The sequence below is a fragment of the Hymenobacter sp. PAMC 26628 genome, assembly GCF_001562275.1.
Lineage (GTDB): Bacteria > Bacteroidota > Bacteroidia > Cytophagales > Hymenobacteraceae > Hymenobacter.
The window spans coordinates 610618-627014 of the sequence record NZ_CP014304.1; the positions used below are offsets into that span (position 1 = coordinate 610618).

Annotated in this window: 18 protein-coding genes; 3 read left to right on the plus strand and 15 right to left on the minus strand. The window is 60.3% G+C overall.

The features are described 5' to 3' along the window. Positions 1 to 2: 2 nt before the first annotated feature. The 9 genes from nuoH to AXW84_RS03040 form a co-directional block, all read right to left on the minus strand. Positions 3 to 1097 carry an NADH-quinone oxidoreductase subunit NuoH gene (nuoH, locus tag AXW84_RS03000; protein WP_068228497.1) on the minus strand — a complete coding sequence of 365 codons (1095 nt, stop codon included), beginning with the start codon at positions 1095 to 1097 and terminating at the stop codon, positions 3 to 5. Between the two features lie 75 nt (positions 1098 to 1172). Then, on the minus strand, positions 1173 to 2189 hold the full coding sequence (locus AXW84_RS03005) for a 2Fe-2S iron-sulfur cluster-binding protein (RefSeq protein ID WP_068228500.1): 1017 nt from the start codon (positions 2187 to 2189) through the stop codon (positions 1173 to 1175). Positions 2190 to 2250: 61 nt separating this feature from the next. Continuing rightward, on the minus strand, positions 2251 to 3591 hold the full coding sequence (nuoF, locus tag AXW84_RS03010; protein ID WP_068228502.1) for an NADH-quinone oxidoreductase subunit NuoF: 1341 nt from the start codon (positions 3589 to 3591) through the stop codon (positions 2251 to 2253). Positions 3592 to 3596: 5 nt separating this feature from the next. Next, positions 3597 to 3863, minus strand: a complete 267-nt coding sequence (locus AXW84_RS03015; protein ID WP_068228504.1) for a hypothetical protein — start codon at positions 3861 to 3863, stop codon at positions 3597 to 3599. A 4-nt stretch (positions 3864 to 3867) separates the two neighbouring features. Beyond that, positions 3868 to 4440: an NADH-quinone oxidoreductase subunit NuoE family protein gene (locus tag AXW84_RS03020; protein WP_068238858.1), complete on the minus strand. Its 573-nt coding sequence runs from the start codon at positions 4438 to 4440 to the stop codon at positions 3868 to 3870. Between the two features lie 22 nt (positions 4441 to 4462). Next, positions 4463 to 5725, minus strand: coding sequence for an NADH-quinone oxidoreductase subunit D (locus tag AXW84_RS03025; protein WP_082773665.1), 1263 nt, complete (start codon positions 5723 to 5725; stop codon positions 4463 to 4465). 18 nt (positions 5726 to 5743) lie between these two features. After that, positions 5744 to 6304: an NADH-quinone oxidoreductase subunit C gene (locus tag AXW84_RS03030; RefSeq protein WP_082773666.1), complete on the minus strand. Its 561-nt coding sequence runs from the start codon at positions 6302 to 6304 to the stop codon at positions 5744 to 5746. Positions 6305 to 6380: 76 nt separating this feature from the next. Next, positions 6381 to 6935, minus strand: coding sequence for an NADH-quinone oxidoreductase subunit B (locus AXW84_RS03035; RefSeq protein ID WP_068228506.1), 555 nt, complete (start codon positions 6933 to 6935; stop codon positions 6381 to 6383). A gap of 77 nt (positions 6936 to 7012) precedes the next feature. Next, on the minus strand, positions 7013 to 7405 hold the full coding sequence (locus tag AXW84_RS03040) for an NADH-quinone oxidoreductase subunit A (RefSeq protein WP_068228510.1): 393 nt from the start codon (positions 7403 to 7405) through the stop codon (positions 7013 to 7015). A gap of 128 nt (positions 7406 to 7533) precedes the next feature. Here AXW84_RS03040 and AXW84_RS03045 point away from each other — a divergent pair, with 128 nt between their 5' ends. Beyond that, entirely contained in the window at positions 7534 to 8010 is a 477-nt protein-coding gene (locus tag AXW84_RS03045; protein WP_068228513.1) for a Uma2 family endonuclease, read from the plus strand. 185 nt (positions 8011 to 8195) lie between these two features. Here AXW84_RS03045 and pruA read toward each other — a convergent pair whose 3' ends face one another. The 4 genes from pruA to AXW84_RS03065 all read right to left on the minus strand — a co-directional run bounded on the left by pruA (position 8196) and on the right by AXW84_RS03065 (position 11392). Further along, on the minus strand, positions 8196 to 9860 hold the full coding sequence (gene pruA, locus AXW84_RS03050) for an L-glutamate gamma-semialdehyde dehydrogenase (protein WP_068238866.1): 1665 nt from the start codon (positions 9858 to 9860) through the stop codon (positions 8196 to 8198). A gap of 66 nt (positions 9861 to 9926) precedes the next feature. Next, positions 9927 to 10619, minus strand: coding sequence for a YjjG family noncanonical pyrimidine nucleotidase (locus AXW84_RS03055; protein WP_068228520.1), 693 nt, complete (start codon positions 10617 to 10619; stop codon positions 9927 to 9929). Between the two features lie 17 nt (positions 10620 to 10636). Further along, complete coding sequence (locus AXW84_RS03060; protein ID WP_068228521.1) at positions 10637 to 10960, minus strand: (2Fe-2S) ferredoxin domain-containing protein; 324 nt, start codon at positions 10958 to 10960, stop codon at positions 10637 to 10639. 24 nt (positions 10961 to 10984) lie between these two features. After that, a complete protein-coding gene (locus AXW84_RS03065) occupies positions 10985 to 11392 on the minus strand; it encodes an ArsR/SmtB family transcription factor (protein ID WP_068228522.1) in 408 nt (135 codons plus the stop codon). A gap of 102 nt (positions 11393 to 11494) precedes the next feature. On the opposite strand from AXW84_RS03065, the gene AXW84_RS03070 reads away from it, so the two are divergent. Then, complete coding sequence (locus tag AXW84_RS03070; RefSeq protein ID WP_068228525.1) at positions 11495 to 12187, plus strand: carboxypeptidase-like regulatory domain-containing protein; 693 nt, start codon at positions 11495 to 11497, stop codon at positions 12185 to 12187. Between the two features lie 101 nt (positions 12188 to 12288). After that, the gene (locus AXW84_RS03075; RefSeq protein WP_068228528.1) at positions 12289 to 13659 is read left to right on the plus strand and encodes an NAD(P)/FAD-dependent oxidoreductase; all 1371 of its coding nucleotides are present in this window, start codon (positions 12289 to 12291) and stop codon (positions 13657 to 13659) included. Between the two features lie 77 nt (positions 13660 to 13736). Here the strand turns inward: AXW84_RS03075 and AXW84_RS03080 are convergent, their stop codons facing one another. Continuing rightward, positions 13737 to 15005 (minus strand): M16 family metallopeptidase, encoded by a 1269-nt coding sequence (locus AXW84_RS03080; protein WP_068228532.1) that lies wholly within the window; start codon positions 15003 to 15005, stop codon positions 13737 to 13739. Between the two features lie 155 nt (positions 15006 to 15160). Next, positions 15161 to 16396: a type IX secretion system outer membrane channel protein PorV gene (gene porV / locus AXW84_RS03085; protein WP_068228536.1), complete on the minus strand. Its 1236-nt coding sequence runs from the start codon at positions 16394 to 16396 to the stop codon at positions 15161 to 15163. Position 16397 lies beyond the last annotated feature (1 nt).

Here is a 16397-nt window from a genome sequence, read left to right on the forward strand (position 1 = left end):
CCCTACTTGATGATGCCGGTCGTAATCAGGCCGCCCGTGAGCAGGATGTTGAAGATGGCGAGGGGGATGAGAATCGTCCAGCCCAGGCGCATCAACTGGTCGTAGCGGAAGCGCGGCAACGTCCACCGCACCCACATGAAGAAGAAGATGAAGGCGAATATTTTGGCAAACAGCCCCACCGCGCCCAGCACGGTAATAATGTTCTGGGCCGTGATTAATTCCAGCCCGCGCGACGAGGCGAGCCAGTCGCGGAATTCGTACTGGAACGGGAAGTTAAACCCGCCGAAGTACAACACGCTCATCACGGCCGATACCACGAAGATGTTAATGTACTCCGAAAACAGGTACAGGCCCAGCTTCATCGAGCTGTACTCGGTGTGGTAACCGCCCACTAGCTCGGTTTCGCACTCGGGCAGGTCGAAGGGTGTGCGGTTGGTTTCAGCAAAGGCGCAAACCAGGAAAATGATGAAGCCCAGCGGCTGCTTCATGATGTTCCAGTTAAAGATGTCGCGCCATACGAAGGGTGCGTCCGAAGCTTGCTGGAGGGTGATTTCGCGCAGCGACAGTGTGCCCGAAATCATCAGCACGGCGATGAGCGCCAGGCCCATAGCCAACTCGTAACTGATATTTTGCGAGGCGGCGCGGATGGCCCCCAGCAGCGAAAACTTGTTGTTCGAAGCCCAGCCGCCAATCATGACGCCGTATACGCCCAGCGACACGATGCCGAAAACGTAAAGCATGCCCACGTTGATTTCGATGCCCTGCAAATGCACCACCGTGCTGCCAAATTGCACCGCGTTGCCGAACGGAATTACGGCCGACGACATCAGGGCCGTGGTCATGGCCAAGCAGGGCCCAAAGGTGAACAGGGCTTTGCTAGCCCCGCCCGGGAAGAATTCTTCCTTCGTGAACATTTTCACGGCGTCGGCCAAGGGCTGGGCCAGGCCGTAGGGCCCCGCACGGTCGGGGCCCACCCGGTCTTGCATGAAGGCGGCAATCACGCGCTCGGCGTAGGTGCAATAGGTGGCAATCAGCAGCGAGAGGCCGAAGATGACCAGAATGACAAGGCCTTGCCAGCCCAGGGTTTCAAAAGTCATGTCTTTAATTATTTATTGGTTTAATAATTAAATTGTTGATGATTGTTGCGCTTAACAATTTAGCTATCAAGCCATTTAGCCATTTAACCCGCCTAATTTAAGCGGTGGGTTTTGCTGAAGGTCGCGGATGGTGCTTTCGGGCAAATCGGCGATAATTTGCGGGTTCACCACGGGCAATTCGTAGTGGCCTTGCGAGATAACCGATGAGCGGTCGATGTGCGCGGGGCCCTCTAGTATCCAGTCGGCCGTTTCCTTTTTATCGAAGCGGCACTCGTTGCAAATCCACTCCTTCACTTCGCCGTACTCGTCCTTGCGGGCCGTGACGCGCATCACGTCCTTGCCCTTGTACCAGAGCGTGACGTGGCCGTTGCACTTCTCGTGGCTGCATTCGCGGTGCGCGTTCATGGGCTTCGTGAACCACACGCGCTGCTTAAAGCGGAACGTCTTGTCAGTTAGGGCCCCCACGGGGCATACGTCGATGACGTTGCCGCTGAAATCGTTGTCAATAACCTTGTCGATGTAGGTGCCGATTTCCGACGCATCGCCCCGGCCCAATACGCCGTGCACGCGGCCGTCGGTGAGTTGGTCGGCGGTGTACACGCAGCGGTAGCACAGGATGCAGCGCGTCATGTGCAGCTGCACGTAGGGCCCTATGTCGATTTTCTCGAACGTGCGGCGCTCCTCTTCGTAGCGCGTAGTGCTCACGCCGTGCTCGAAGGCAAAGTTCTGCAAGTCGCACTCACCGGCCTGGTCGCACACCGGGCAATCGAGCGGGTGGTTGATGAGCAACATCTCCACGATGCCCTTGCGCACGTCGAGCACTTGCTGGCTGGTCGTGTTTTCCACCACCATGCCATCCTGTACCGGCGTAATGCACGAGGCCACCAGCTTGGGCATGGGGCGCGGGTCTTTGGCCGAGCCAGCGGCTACGCGCACCAGGCAGGCGCGGCACTTGCCGCCGCTGCCCTTCAGCGGGGTGTAGTAGCACATGGCGGGCGGCACTACACCACCCCCAATTTTGCGGGCCGCGTTGAGGATGGTGGTGCCATCGGGCACTTCCACTTCAATGCCGTCGAACGTAATTTTAGCCATTGGATATCAGGTTGAAACAGTAGCTGCTGGGCGGCGTTGCGGCCCGCCCGGCGGTTTTGCTTTAGGCCAGCACACCCGCGCCCCGGTACACGGCCCCCGGCTGGGTAGCCTCGTGCGGGTGCTTCACGTGCCACTCGAACTCGTCGCGGAAGTGGCGAACGGCGGCGGCCACGGGCCACGCCGCGGCTTCGCCCAGCGGGCAGATGGTGTTGCCCTCAATCTGCTTGGCCACGCTCACCACCAGGTCGATGTCGTGCATCGAGCCGTGGCCGTGCTCCAAGCGGTGCAGCACTTTTTCCATCCAGCCGGTGCCTTCGCGGCAGGGCGAGCATTGGCCGCAACTTTCGTGGTGATAAAAGCGTGAGAAATTCCAGGTGTTCTTTACGATACACGTGGTTTCGTCCATCGCAATGAAGCCGCCCGAGCCCAGCATGGTGCCCGTCACGAAGCCACCGTCGCTGAGCGACTCGTAAGTCATCAGGCGGTTTTCGCCGGCCGCAGTTTTCAGGATTAACTCTTTGGGTAAAATAGGCACCGACGAGCCGCCTGCCACCACGGCCTTCAGCTCGCGGCCCTTCCAAATGCCGCCGCAGTACTCGTCGGAGTAAATAAATTCCTCTACCGGCACGCCTAGTTCCAGTTCGTAGATGCCGGGCTTGTTGAGGTGGCCGCAGGCCGAGAACAGCTTGGTGCCCGTGCTTTTGCCCACGCCCAACTTCGCATATTCGTCGCCGCCTTCGTTGAGGATGGGAACCACCGAGGCAATGCTTTCCACGTTGTTTACTACCGTGGGGCGGGCGTACAGACCCTGCACGGCCGGGAACGGCGGCTTGTTGCGCGGGTTGCCGCGCTTGCCTTCCAACGATTCCAGCAGCGCGGTTTCTTCGCCGCAGATGTAGGCCCCGGCGCCCGGATGCACGTGCAAATCCAGCGAATAGCCCGAGCCCAGGATATTTTCGCCTAGGAAACCCGCCGCGTACGCCTCGGCAATGGCCTTCTCCAAGATGCGCAGCACGTACAATAGCTCGCCGCGGATGTAGATGTAGCTCGTCCGGGCCCCCAGGGCGTAGCTGCCCGCAATCATGCCCTCGATGAGCAGGTGCGGCAGCTTTGACATCAGGTAGCGGTCCTTGAACGTCCCGGGCTCCGATTCGTCGGCATTGCAGACGAGGTAGCGCGGCACGCCCTCGGGCTTGGCTAAAAAGCTCCACTTCAGGCCCGTGGGGAAGCCGGCGCCGCCGCGGCCGCGCAGGCCCGATTTCTTCACCTCGTCCACCACCTCGTCAGGGGTCATGGTTTTCAGGGCCTTTTCCACGGCGCGGTAGCCGCCGTGTTTGCGGTACACCTCGAAGGTTTCGATGCCTTCGACGTTAACATGTTCGGTTAAGAGCTTGCGTCCCATGGTTGTTAGGCTAATTTTTGTTCGATGCGCTCCAAACGTTTGTCAAATGCAGCAAACTGCTGGCGGCTTTGCAACCCCTCTTCGCGAAAGGCACCGATCATCATCTCGGTATTGCGTCGATTTTCCTCCATTAGCAACTCGAACCGCTTATTGGTTTCCTGCTGCTGACGCAGCATAATTTCAGCGAGCCTGTTTATGGAAGCTTTCATATCGTGCATCTCAATTAAAATTTCTGACACGACAAGCGGCAAATCCTGGTTTTGATCGGCCATGATGTTACTTATTTTGCTGCGAGTGCACCTCGCCCAACATTTCCCACGGCAGAATGGGCCGGTGAATCTGGGCACGCAGGTCGTTGAGCATGGCATCTACCGCCTCGGTAGTGTCGAGGCTTTCATAGTACTGCTCGCGCACTTGCACCACGGGGGCAAAGCCACAGGCGGCCAGGCATTCCACTTCCTTCAACGTGAAATTGCCATCGGGCGAAGTCTCGCCCACTTTGGCACCGGTAATACGCTCCAGATTAGCCGTCAATTCGTCAGAACCGCGCAGCATGCAGGGCCCCGTGCGACAGATTTCCAGCACGTGCTTGCCCACGGGCTTGAGGTTATACATGGTATAGAAGGTAGCAACTTCGTACACCTCAATGGGGCTGATGCCCAGTGTTTCGGCCACCAAGTCCTGCACCTCGGGGCTAACCCAGCCGCCAAACTCGGCCTGCGCGATGTGCAAAACCGGCAGCAGTACTGATTTGCTGCGGTCGGCAGGGTAGTGGGTGAGCAGGCGCTTAATTTCCGTCTGCCCGGCGGGCGAGAATTGCAGCTTCGATGGGGCAGTAGTGGGGGCCATATCAATCAAAATCAATCAGAAATTAAGCGTCCAGCTCGCCGGCAATCACGTTCATCGACGACAGAATTACGATGGCATCGGAGAGCGTGGTGCCCACGGCCATCTCCGGATAAGCCTGGTAGTAAATGAAGCACGGGCGGCGAAAGTGCAGCCGGTAGGGCGTGCGCCCACCGTCCGACACCAAGTAAAAGCCCAACTCGCCATTGCCGCCTTCTACTGAGTGGTACACCTCACCCACGGGGGCGTCGATTTCGCCCATCACGATTTTGAAGTGGTAAATCAGGGCCTCCATGTTCTTGTACACCTCCTGCTTGGGGGGCAGGTAGTAATGCGGCGCATCAGCGTGGTAGGGGCCCTCAGGCAACTTATCAAGCGCCTGGTTGATGATGCGCAGGCTTTGCCAAATCTCCTCGTTGCGCACCATGAAGCGGTCGTAGGTGTCGCCGTTGGTGCCCACCGGAACGTCGAACTCGAAGTCCTCGTACGACGAATACGGATTCATTACCCGCACGTCGTAGTCGACGCCCGCGGCCCGCAGGTTGGGCCCCGTGAAGCCGTAGCTCAGCGCCTTTTCAGCCGAGATGGGCCCCACGTTCACCACCCGGTCCATGAAGATGCGGTTGCGGTTGAACATGGATTCAAACTCCTTCATCACGGTCGGGAAGGACTTCAGCCAGGCTCGCAGCTTCTCGATGGCCACCGGCGTGAAGTCGCGTTCCATGCCGCCCACGCGGCCCATGTTGGTGGTGAGGCGGGCCCCGCACACCTCTTCGTAAATCTCGTAAATCTTCTCACGCTCCTGAAACACGTACAGAAAGCCGGTGAAGGCCCCCGTATCCACGCCCAGGATGGAGTTGCAGATGAGATGGTCGGAAATGCGCGCCAACTCCATCATAATTACGCGCATGTATTGGGCGCGCTTGGGCACGGTGACGCCCAGCATCTTTTCCACCGTCATGTGCCAGCCCAGGTTGTTGATGGGGCTGGAGCAGTAGTTCATCCGGTCGGTCAGGGTCGTAATCTGATAGAACGGGCGGCGCTCGGCGATTTTCTCGAACGCGCGGTGGATGTAGCCGATGGTGGGCACGCCCGACACAATCCGCTCGCCATCCATTTGCAGGATGTTCTGGAAAATGCCGTGCGTGGCCGGGTGCGTGGGCCCCAGGTTGAGGGTCGTCAACTCCTGGTTGAAGTCGTTGTGCAGGGGCAGCAAGATCTTGTCTTGTTGCTCCCGTGCTTCTTCGATGATGTGGTGGGTGCCTTCCAGCGTGTCGTTTACTGCCATGACGTAAAAATCAGGGGCCTAGCGGCCGAAAAACAGGTCGGTTTTGTCTTCGCGGGTGCCATCTTCGAGCGGGTACTCCTTGCGCATGGGGAAATAGTCCATGTCCTCCACGTTCAGGATGCGCATCAGGTTGGGGTGGCCAGTGAAGATGACGCCATAAAAGTCGTAAGCTTCGCGCTCCATCCAATTGGCTGTCAGGTATATGTCACTCAGCGTGGGTACCACTGGGTCGGCCACCGGAAAGAAAATCTTAAGCCGCAGGCGGATGTTTTGCGTGAAGCTGTGCAAGTGGTAAATCATGCCCAACTCCTGGCCCACATTCTCGGGGTAGTTGATGCCGCACATGGTGGTGAGAAAGTGCAGGGCAATTTCCTCGTCCTGCTGCAAGCCGGCGATGATGCCGTGGATGCGCTCCCGCGTGGTGGTGGCCGTGAGCAAACCGTAGGGCTCCGACACGTCCGTGAAAGCGTCTTCGCCAAACAGGGTGTGCAAGCGCGCCAGTAAGCGAGCGTTCTGCACCTTGATGGGATCTTCGGCGACGGCGGCTTCGGGCGTGGCGGCGGAGTCTTGGGGCGTCATTTCTAAGCGGTTAGCGGGTAGCTGTTAGCTCTTGTTCAGCTGTTTTAAGAGAAACAGCTGAACAAGAGCTAACAGCTTATTTAATGTTGTACGACGTCAGCAAGGCCTGGTACTCGGGCGAGTTGCGGCGACGCAGGGATTCGTTTTTGGCCAAGTCCTGCACGCGCATCAGACCGTCGAGCACTTGCTCGGGGCGGGGCGGGCAGCCGGGCACGTACACGTCGACCGGGATGATACGGTCAATGCCTTGCAGCACCGAGTACGAGTCGAAAATGCCGCCCGACGAGGCGCAGGCACCCATGGCCAGCACCCAGCGGGGCTCGGCCATCTGCTCATACACTTGCTTCACGATGGGGGCCATCTTCTTGGCAATGGTACCCATTACCATCAGCAAATCGGCCTGGCGGGGCGAGAAGCTAGGCCGCTCCGAGCCGAAGCGGGAGATGTCGTAGTGCGAGCCCATGGTAGCCATGAACTCGATGCCGCAGCACGAGGTAGCAAAAGGCAGGGGCCAAAGCGAGTTGGCGCGGGCAATGCCGACCACTTTCTCCAGCGAGGTGGCGAAGAAACCAGCACCTTCTACGCCCTCGGGGGCCTCAACTGTTTTAATTTCCGGAACGCGAGTGTCCATAATCGTCAAAATATCAAGTGGAAAGGCCAGTGGGCCCACTTTTCCAACACCGCCCGGCGCGCAAAAGTTTGAGGGATTTAGGCTTCGTTCCAGCGAAGGATGCCCTTTTTGATGACGTAGCCAAAACCGGCCATCAGCAGGGTGATGAACACGAGCATCTCGACGAAGCCGGCCGTGCCCAGCGCCCGGAAGTTCACGGCCCACGGGTACATGAAGATTACCTCGACGTCGAACAACACGAATAGGATGGCCGTGAGAAAGTACTTCACCGAAATGGGCGTGCGGGCGTTGCCCACGCTCTCGATGCCGCACTCGAAGGCTTCGTCCTTCACCTTCGACTTGCGCCGGGGCCCGATAAGGTGCGAGGCTATCATGGCAAACGCCACGAACGCAATGGCCAGGCCAAACTGAATGACGATGGGCAAGTAGTCGGAAGGCTGGTAACCAGCAGCGGGCAGAACTAGAAACATGACAGTCAGGGAGAAAGGAAAACGCGGCGTAGGCGCTATTGGGCAAAGGTAGCGCCTGTGGGTTTGGGGCGCAACGGCGCCGCGCTACGGGGCCCCGGCTGGTATCTTTGGCGCCAAATCCGCAAACTATGGGACAGGCAGAATCAGGGGCCCGGCGCTACACCGTGGCCGAGTACATGGCGCTGGAGGAGCGCAGTGAGGTGCGGCACCAGTACTTCAAGGGCGAAGTGTTCGCCATGGCGGGCGGCACGCTGAACCACAGCAGCCTGATCCTGCGCTGCGCTGCCCAATTAATGGCTGCCACTGAGCCCCGCGGCTGCCGGGTCTTTGCCGAAAGCGTGCAACTGCGGGTGGCAGAGGGGGAATATTACACGTACCCAGACGTGATTGTGACGTGTCATCCCGAAGACGTGGACGCTACCCGGGTAGTGCAGCACCCAGTTCTGCTCATAGAAGTTTTGTCGGATTCCACGGCCGAGCACGACCGGCTTTGGAAACTGTTCCGATACCAAAACCTGCCTTCGCTGCGCCACTATCTGTTAGTATCGCAGCAATACCAAGGCATCGAATGGTACCGCCGCATTGAGAGCGGCGAGTGGCAGTAAACCGTACAAGTGGCCCCCGAAGGCAAAATAGAGCTGCCAGAACTTGGGTGCACCCTGCGGGTCTAGGACATCTACGGGGCCCTGAAAATCCCTTTAGTGTCCGATAATAAACTGGCTTAGCAGGATCTATAGACCTCAACAACAAGGGGGCCCAGCACCAATCTCTGGTGCGGGGCCCCCTTTGGTTAAATGCCCTTGTCGCGGTTCAGGTCCTCGTGGGGGGCGGCCCCGAGGAAAGGGTAGCGGTAGTCGGTCACGGGCACGAAGGTTTCCTTGATGGCGCGGGGCGACACCCAGCGCAGCAGGTTCAGGATGGAGCCGGCCTTGTCGTTGGTACCCGAGGCGCGGGCCCCGCCGAAAGGCTGCTGGCCCACCACAGCCCCGGTGGGCTTGTCGTTGATATAGAAGTTGCCGGCGGCGTTCACCAGGCGCTGGCTGGCCAGGTCGATGGCGTAGCGGTCTTGCGAGAAGATGGCGCCGGTGAGGGCGTAGGGCGAGGTGCTGTCCACGAGGTCGAGGGCGGCCTCGAACTGCTCGGCATCGTACACGTGCACCGTCACGACGGGCCCGAACAGCTCGTCGCACATCGTTACGTATTTCGGGTCTTTGGCTACGATGACGGTGGGCGCCACGAAGTAGCCTTTCGACTTGTCGTAGGTACCGCCGGCCACCACGTCGGCGTCGGGGTCGGCGTGGGCCCCGTCGATGTAGCGGGCCAGCTTGTCGAACGAGACTTCGCTGATAACAGCATTCACAAAGTTGCCAAAATCTTCCACGTCACCCATTTTGACGGTGGCGAGGTCTTCCTTCACGTAGCCCAGCACCTCGTCGGCCAGGTTCGAGGGCAGGTACACCCGCGAGGCGGCCGAGCACTTCTGGCCCTGGTACTCGAAGGCGCCGCGGGTGATGGCCGTGGCCACCGCCTTAGCGTGGGCCGAGGGGTGGGCCAGGATGAAATCCTTGCCGCCGGTTTCGCCCACGATGCGGGGGTACGACTTGTAGCGGGGGATGTTCTGCCCGATTTCCTGCCAGATGGTCTGGAATACCTTGGTCGAGCCGGTGAAGTGGATGCCGGCGAAGTCGCGGTGCTTGAAAATAACGTCGCCGGCCACGGGGCCGTCCACGTAAATCAGGTTGATGACGCCATCGGGCACGCCGGCTTCCTTGAACAATTCCATCAGTACCTGGGCCGAATAGATCTGCGGATAGGCCGGCTTCCACACCACCACGTTGCCCATCATGGCCGCCGAGGCAGGCAGGTTGGCGGCAATGGAGGTGAAGTTGAATGGCGTGAGGGCGAACACGAAGCCTTCCAATGGGCGGTGTTCCAAGCGGTTCCACATGCCGGGCGAGCTGATGGGCTGCTGCCCGTACAGTTCCTGCATGAAGGCCACGTTGAAGCGGAAAAAGTCAATCAGCTCGCACGCGGCGTCAATCTCGGCCTGGAAGGCGTTCTTGCTCTGGCCCAGCATCGTGGCCGCATTCAGGCGGGCGCGGTAGGGCCCCGCCAGCAGGTCGGCGGCTTTGAGGAAGATGGCGGCGCGGTGCTCCCAGGGCAGGGCGGCCCAGGCCGGGCGGGCGGCCAGCGCCGCGTCGATGGCCTGCGTCACGTGGCCTGCGTCGCCCTCGTGGAAGTGGGCCAGCACGTGCTGGTGGTCGTGGGGCGGGCTCAGGGGCAGGCGGCGGCCGGTGCGCACCGGCTGCCCGCCGATGTGCATCGGAATGTCACGTTCCTGCTGCTTCAATTCCTTCAGCATCTTGATCAACTCCAACCGCTCGGGCGAATTGGGCGCGTAGCCCTTCACGGGCTCGTTGAGGGGCGTCGGAACGTTAAAAAAGCCGTTGGCCATGATCATGGGGCGTTTTGAAAGCGGGTGGATGGGAAGCCGCAAAGGTAACGGGGCCCCGCCCGCCGGCTACAGAAACGCCCGCAACTCGTCCAGGCTACTGATTTCGTAGGTCACTTGCGCAAAGTGCCGGCGCTTGGCGGGGTTGAAATACACCTGGTCGATGCCCGCGTTGTGGGCCCCCAGCACGTCGCACTCCAGGTTGTCGCCAATCATGAGGCTCTCCGGGGCCCCCGCGCCGGCCGCTTGCAGGGCATGGGCAAACATGCGCGGGTCGGGCTTGAGGTGGCCGCTGTGCTCGGAGGTGATGACCTGGTCGAAATACTGCGCCAAATTAGAAGAGGCCAGCTTGCGGTGCTGCACGTCCTCAAAGCCGTTGGTAATCAGGTGCAGCGTGTACTTGCCGCGCAGGTACGCCAGCGTTTCGTGGGTGTGCGGAAATACGGCCGATTTCTCCGGCAGAATGTCCGTGAACTCGGCCGAGAGGGTGGGGGGCACGTCGGCCTCGGCCACACCCAGCTTGGCCAGCGTGCGCACGAAGCGCACCTCGCGCAGCTGCGTTTGCGTCACCTTATTGGCCTGGTACAGGCGCCACAAGGCCTGGTTCACGTCGCTGTACACGCGCTTGAACGTGGGCAAGTCGAAGGTGCCGTGGCGGGCCAGCCCGTGCCGGTCGTAGAGCGTGGTCAGCGTCTCGTCAGCGTTGGTTTCAAAGTCCCACAGCGTGTGGTCGAGGTCAAAAAACAGGTGCCGGTAAGCCATATATATATAAAGGAAGCTTATTCGCTGAGTAGCCGCGATGTGACGATGCGGCCCCCGCCCAAATGTTCACGCACAATGGTGGCGCAGTCGGCGGGCTGTACGTCGCCGTAGGTTACGCCGTCGGGGTACACGATAAGGGCCGCGCCATCCCCTTTTTTGCAATGCTTGCACCGGTCGAGGCAGTCGCACTCCTGCACGGCGTTGCGCCGCTTTTCGCCGTCGGCGGTCCGCACGGTTTTCAAATCCTGGTCCTTAATGGCGTGCTTCAGGGCCTTGGCCACGTCGCGGCCCACGCTGCTTTTTTGATTAGTGCAAACAAATACTTGGTGTGCGTAAATCATCGACTAGCTGAATTTTGGATAATGCTACTTGGCCGGTGGTGGTGGGGCCCCACCAGTCCAGTGCCGGTTCTGGAGCTTGTAAGCAGCTAACTCACGATTCGACCACAGGGTTTGGTAAATGCGCTGGTCGTGCAGCAGCTGCGGGTCGCGGGCCATGAACTCGAGGAGCTGCAATACCAAATCCAGGGCTTCGTCCTTTAGGAAGTAGAACATCCAGTTGTCGAGGCGGCGCACGCTCACCAGGTCGGCGTTCTTCAAGTACGCCAGCTGGCGCGAAGTTTTGGTTTGGGTGAAATCGAGCACCTGTTCGAGGTCGGCTACTACCATTTCGCGGTTGCGCCAGAGCAGGTGCAGTATGCGCACGCGGCTTTCGTCGCCGAAGGCTTTAAATATTTGCTGACCGAACGCAACCGTGAAATGTTTCAAGCGCATCTGGTGTCTGGAAGCCGGTGCTTGCCGTAAGTTTCCCGTTGCCCTAATATAAGGCTTGCCCGGCCTTACTGGTTGTATCTTTGCTTACTAGCCCGCCCACCCATGTCCAATACCAGCCGCCCCCGGGGTTTCTCCTTTACACTCGCTGCCGTGCTGGCGGTGTTCCTGCTGCTGCTGGCCGCGCCCGGGGCCCAGGCCCAGGGCAAGCGCAAGGTAATTCAGTTTACCGGCATTGTGGCGAGCGGCGACAGCCTGCTGGGCGTGCCCGGGGCTACGGTATACGTGCCCAAGGCTGGCCGCGGCACGGCCACCAACATCTACGGCTACTTTTCAATGGCCGTGCTGGCCGGCGACAGCATCGTGATTCGCTCGCTGGGCTACGCCAACGAAACCGTCAAGATTCCCGCTGACTACCAGCGCGCGAGCTACTCGGTGGTGGTGTCGCTGCGCGAGGATGCCACGGTGCTGCCCGAGGTGCGGGTGTTTCCTTACGCCACCGAGCGCGAGTTCAAGGCGGCGTTCCTGGCCATGGCCATCCCGAGCGAGAGCCGCACGCCGGGGGCCGATGCCCTCAACGAGCAGACCATGCGCCGCATTTTCAACACGTTGCCCATGAGTTCGTCGGCGGCCTACCGCCAAACCATGAGCTTGCAGCAGCAGAACTACAACGCCCGCATGGGCCTGGGCCAGTCACTGCAAGCCAACAACCCACTCACCAACCCTTTCAGCTGGCTCCAATTCATCAAGCAGGTGAAGAGCGGCGAATTCAAGAAGAAAGAGGGCGTCGATTATTAACGCAGTTTGGGGTGAACGGCAGCTGATTATTAAGCCGTTCGATAACCCCTGGGCTATTTTTGGGGTTATAGGAAAGATTTGCTCATTCCTAAACCGTAGCCATGGACACCAATCTTCCGTTTTCCGATAAGCCGCGGGTCGTTATTGTGGGTTGTGGCTTTGGGGGCCTCCAGCTGGCCAAGGACTTGGCCGGTGCACCAGTTCAGGTAGTGGTGGTCGACCGCAACAACTACCACAACTTCCAGCCCCTGCTTTACCAGGTCGCCACGGGGGCCCTGGAGGCCGACAGCATCGCCTACCCGGTGCGCAAAATCTTCGCGGGCCAGCGCAATTTCTTCTTCCGCTTGGCCGATGTCACGGGCGTAGAATCGACCACCAACACGCTGCATACTAGCGTGGGCGAGATTCGCTACGACTACCTGGTGCTGGCTACCGGTTCGCTCACCAACTTCTTTGGCATTGAGAGCATTGAGCGCAACGCCATGCAAATCAAGAGTATTCCGAATGCCTTGAACCTGCGCAGCTTCATCTTTCAGAACTTCGAGAAGGCCTTGCTGACCGCCGACCTGGCCGAGCGCCAGGCCCTGATGAACATCGTGGTGGTGGGCGGGGGCCCCACGGGCGTCGAAATCAGCGGCTCGCTAGCCGAAATGCGCAAGCACGTGCTGCCCAAAGACTACCCCGAGTTGGACCTGGGCACGATGCAGATTTTCCTGGTTGAGGCCGGGCCGGCGCTGCTGGGGCCCATGTCGCCGGCGTCGCAGGCCGATGCTGGCCGCTACCTCAACGAATTGGGGGTGCTGGTGCGGCTCAACACTTCGGTGAAACGCTTTGAGAACTGCAAGGCGTACTATTCTGATACAGAGTTTATTCCGACCGAGAACCTGATTTGGGCGGCCGGTGTGAACGGCGCGGCCCTGCCCGGCCTGCCCGACGCCGTGGTGACCCGAAATAAGCGCGTGACCGTGAACCAGTGGAACCAAGTGGAGGGCCTGGCCAACGTGTTTGCCATCGGCGACGTGGCCAACCTCGTAACTGCCGACATGCCCAAGGGCCTGCCCATGCTGGCGCCCGTGGCCCAGCAGCAAGCCTCGTTGCTGGCCAAGAACCTGGTGCGCCTCACCAAGGGCGAAGCGCCCCAGCCGTTCGAGTACACCAATAAAGGCGTGATGGCCATCGTGAGTCGCAATAAGGCGGTGGTGGACCTGCCCAAAAACGTGCACTTCAACGGTTTTTTCGGCTGGCTGACGTGGCTTTTTGTGCACTTGATGACGCTGGTGGGCTTCCGCAATAAAGTAGTGGCCTTCGTCGACTGGGCATTCAGCTACTTCAGCTCCGACCAGGCCCTGCGCCTCATCATCCGTCCCTTCAAGCGCCGCGACATGCGCGACGACCAGGGCAAACGCACCGCCGAGCACCTCACCGCCACGGCCGAATACAACCCAGGGCCCCCCGCCATTCAGGAGGCGTAAGGCGAAAAGTATAGTTTGTAAAGAGGCCGTCGCGCTGCAATAGCGTGACGGCCTCTTTGTGTCTATCCGTTGGTCTTTTATGCCCCCGCCACTACTACTTGCATGGCCTCGGGCGATAAATATTCCTGGGCCAGGCGCTGGAGCGTGGGGGCGTCGGCAGCTTCGACTTGCCGCACAAACTGGAGGTAGTAATCGGCGGGCAGGCGCATCAGCACCACGTTGCGGTACTTATCGGCCTGCTCAAATACCGTGGACAAATCGTTGGCAAACTTGCCGAGGGTGTAATTTTTCACCGTTTCCAGCTCGTCGGCCGGAATCAGCTCTTCCTGTAAGCGCCGCAGCTCGTGCTGGATTTCGGCCACAGCCAGCGGGGCGCTGTCGCCTTGCACATCGGTGCCAATGATAAGGGCTGTGGCCTGCTCTCGGTTAGTAACGCTGGCCGAAATACCGTAAGTCAAACCCTTGTCTTCGCGGATGTTGCGCATCAGGCGCGAACCGAAGTAGCCACCCAGTACCTTAACCAGTAGGTTCAGCTGGTGGGTTTCGGGGTGGCGCGGGTTGGGCCAAGGCCGCCCGATTCGCAGCGACGCCTGCAAGCTGCCGGACACCGTTACGTAGTCGTGCCCAGGCCGGAATGACGTTAGGGTGCCGGCGGCGGCTACTATGGGGGCCTCCGCGGGGCCCTGGCCAAACGTGTCGGCCACCAACTGCCGGTGCCCGTCAACGTCGCCGCACAAAAATATTTCAGCTTCGCTCAGCGGGTAGGCCGCTTGGTGAAAGGCCAGCGCATCGGCGCGGGTGAAGGCCGGGAAAGCGGCTTCGTCAAACAGTTGGCCATAAGGGTGGGCCGTGCCGAACAGGTTTTGGTTGAAGCACTCGGAAGCGCGGTAGCTGGCCTTGCGGCGCTCCACCTGCACGTTTTGCACGGTGCGGGTTTTTAGCTGGGCCAGCTCCTGCTCCGGAAAAGAGGGCTGCGTGAGCACCTCGTGCACGAGCGGCAATAGCGTAGGCAGGTGCCGCGTGAGGCAATACAGCGTGAGCATGGCGCGGTCGGGGCCCGACTCGCAGTCGAGCGACGCGCCATAGAAGGCCACTTCGTCGGCAATTTGGCGGGCAGTGCGGGTAGCCGTGCCTTCAAGCAGCATCCGGGCCGTGAGCAGGGCCAGGCTGGGCTTGGGCTCAGCAATTTTGCCGGCGGGCAGCACCACTTGCAGGCGTACCACGGGCTGGGCATCGTTGGTCAGCACGTGGAGGCGGGCAGCATTGGGCAAAGGCATTACCTCCGCCGTGGGCAGGGCCACGCGGGCCAGGGGCTGCAAAGGGGGGGCAACGGTACGGTCGAGCATGTTGGGAAAAGGTAAAAAAGACGAATGGAGAAGGTAAGAGCCGAACGGCACCGCAAAAGTTAAAGGGAAGCGCCAAAAACCGCGGCCAGTTGGGCGGGCTTTTTAGCGCTTCCCTTTCTACACGTTTCTACGCGGATTCGCGGGAAAAAATGGGGCTAGTTGTTGGGCGGGGTGCCGCTGGTGCCGCCCGAGTCACCGTCGAAGGCCTCAGAAAGCTTGTTGAAGTTGAAGTGCAGCGACACGCGGATGGTTTGGGCCAGCGGGTTGGCCTGCGAGTTGGGCACGAGGTAAGCCCCGTCGATGCCGAACACCTGGTAGCGTACGCCCAGGCCGAAGCTGGCGTACTGGCGGGCCCCCTTGTCGGGGTTTTCGTAGAAGTAGCCAGCGCGGGCGTATAGCAGGTCGTTGTAGCTGTACTCCAGGCCTCCCGATAGGTTGATTTCCTGCAATTCTTCCTTAAAACCACCCGGCGCGTCGGAGAACGAGCCCAGGGCCGCGCTGATGATAGATTTTTGGGCTCTGGCAAGGTTTTCGGCCTTGATGCGGTCCCGCTGGGCGGTTTGGGCTGCGCCGGTGCCGGGCAGCAGGTCCTCGTAGTAAGGCGATGGTACCAGCAGCTTGCTCACGTCGATGGCCAGTGTAATCTTGTTGTACTGGTCGATTTGGCGGGTCAGGGCGGTGCCCAGCTTTAAGGTGGTGGGCAGGAAGCTGGCGTTTATCGGGTCGGTATAAGTCATCTTATTACCGATGTTGCTGATGGTGGCTCCGAAACCGATGTTGTAAAGGCCAGTCCCGATGCTCGCGTCCTTGTTGTAATAGGCCCCCACGTCCACGGAAGCGGCGTTGCCGGGCCGGGCGTCGGGGATGCTGCCGCCGGTGAGGTTGGAGCGAATGTAGCGGGCCGACACGCCCAGGCCAAAGTTCTCGCTCAGCTTCTGGCCGTACGATACGGTGAGGGCGTACTCCTTGGGGTTGAAGGTGGCGCCCTCGATGTTGTTGGCGTCGCGGTACTGAATCTGGCCCAGGTCGAAGTACATCAGCGAAGCCGCAACAGCCGAGCGCTGGCCCACCTTGGCGTAGCCCGAGAGATACGAAAGGCCCATGTCGTCGGTGATGCTGCGCAGCCACGGCGTGTACGACGGCGACACCGAGTATTTGTACGGCACAAAGCCCAGCTTGCCGGCGTTGTAGAACGCCGCGTTGGCGTCGGGCGAGAGGGCCACCCCGGCCTCACCGAGCGCCGCTGAGCGCGAGTCGGGGCTGAGGGTGAGGATGGGCACGGCCGTGGTGATGGTTTTAGAGAAATTTTGGGCGTGGGCAGCGGTGGTGCCGCCCAGCAGGGCCGCAAGCAGCGCCAGGCGCCGGGAGGTAACGGGAGTAGTGAGTTGCATA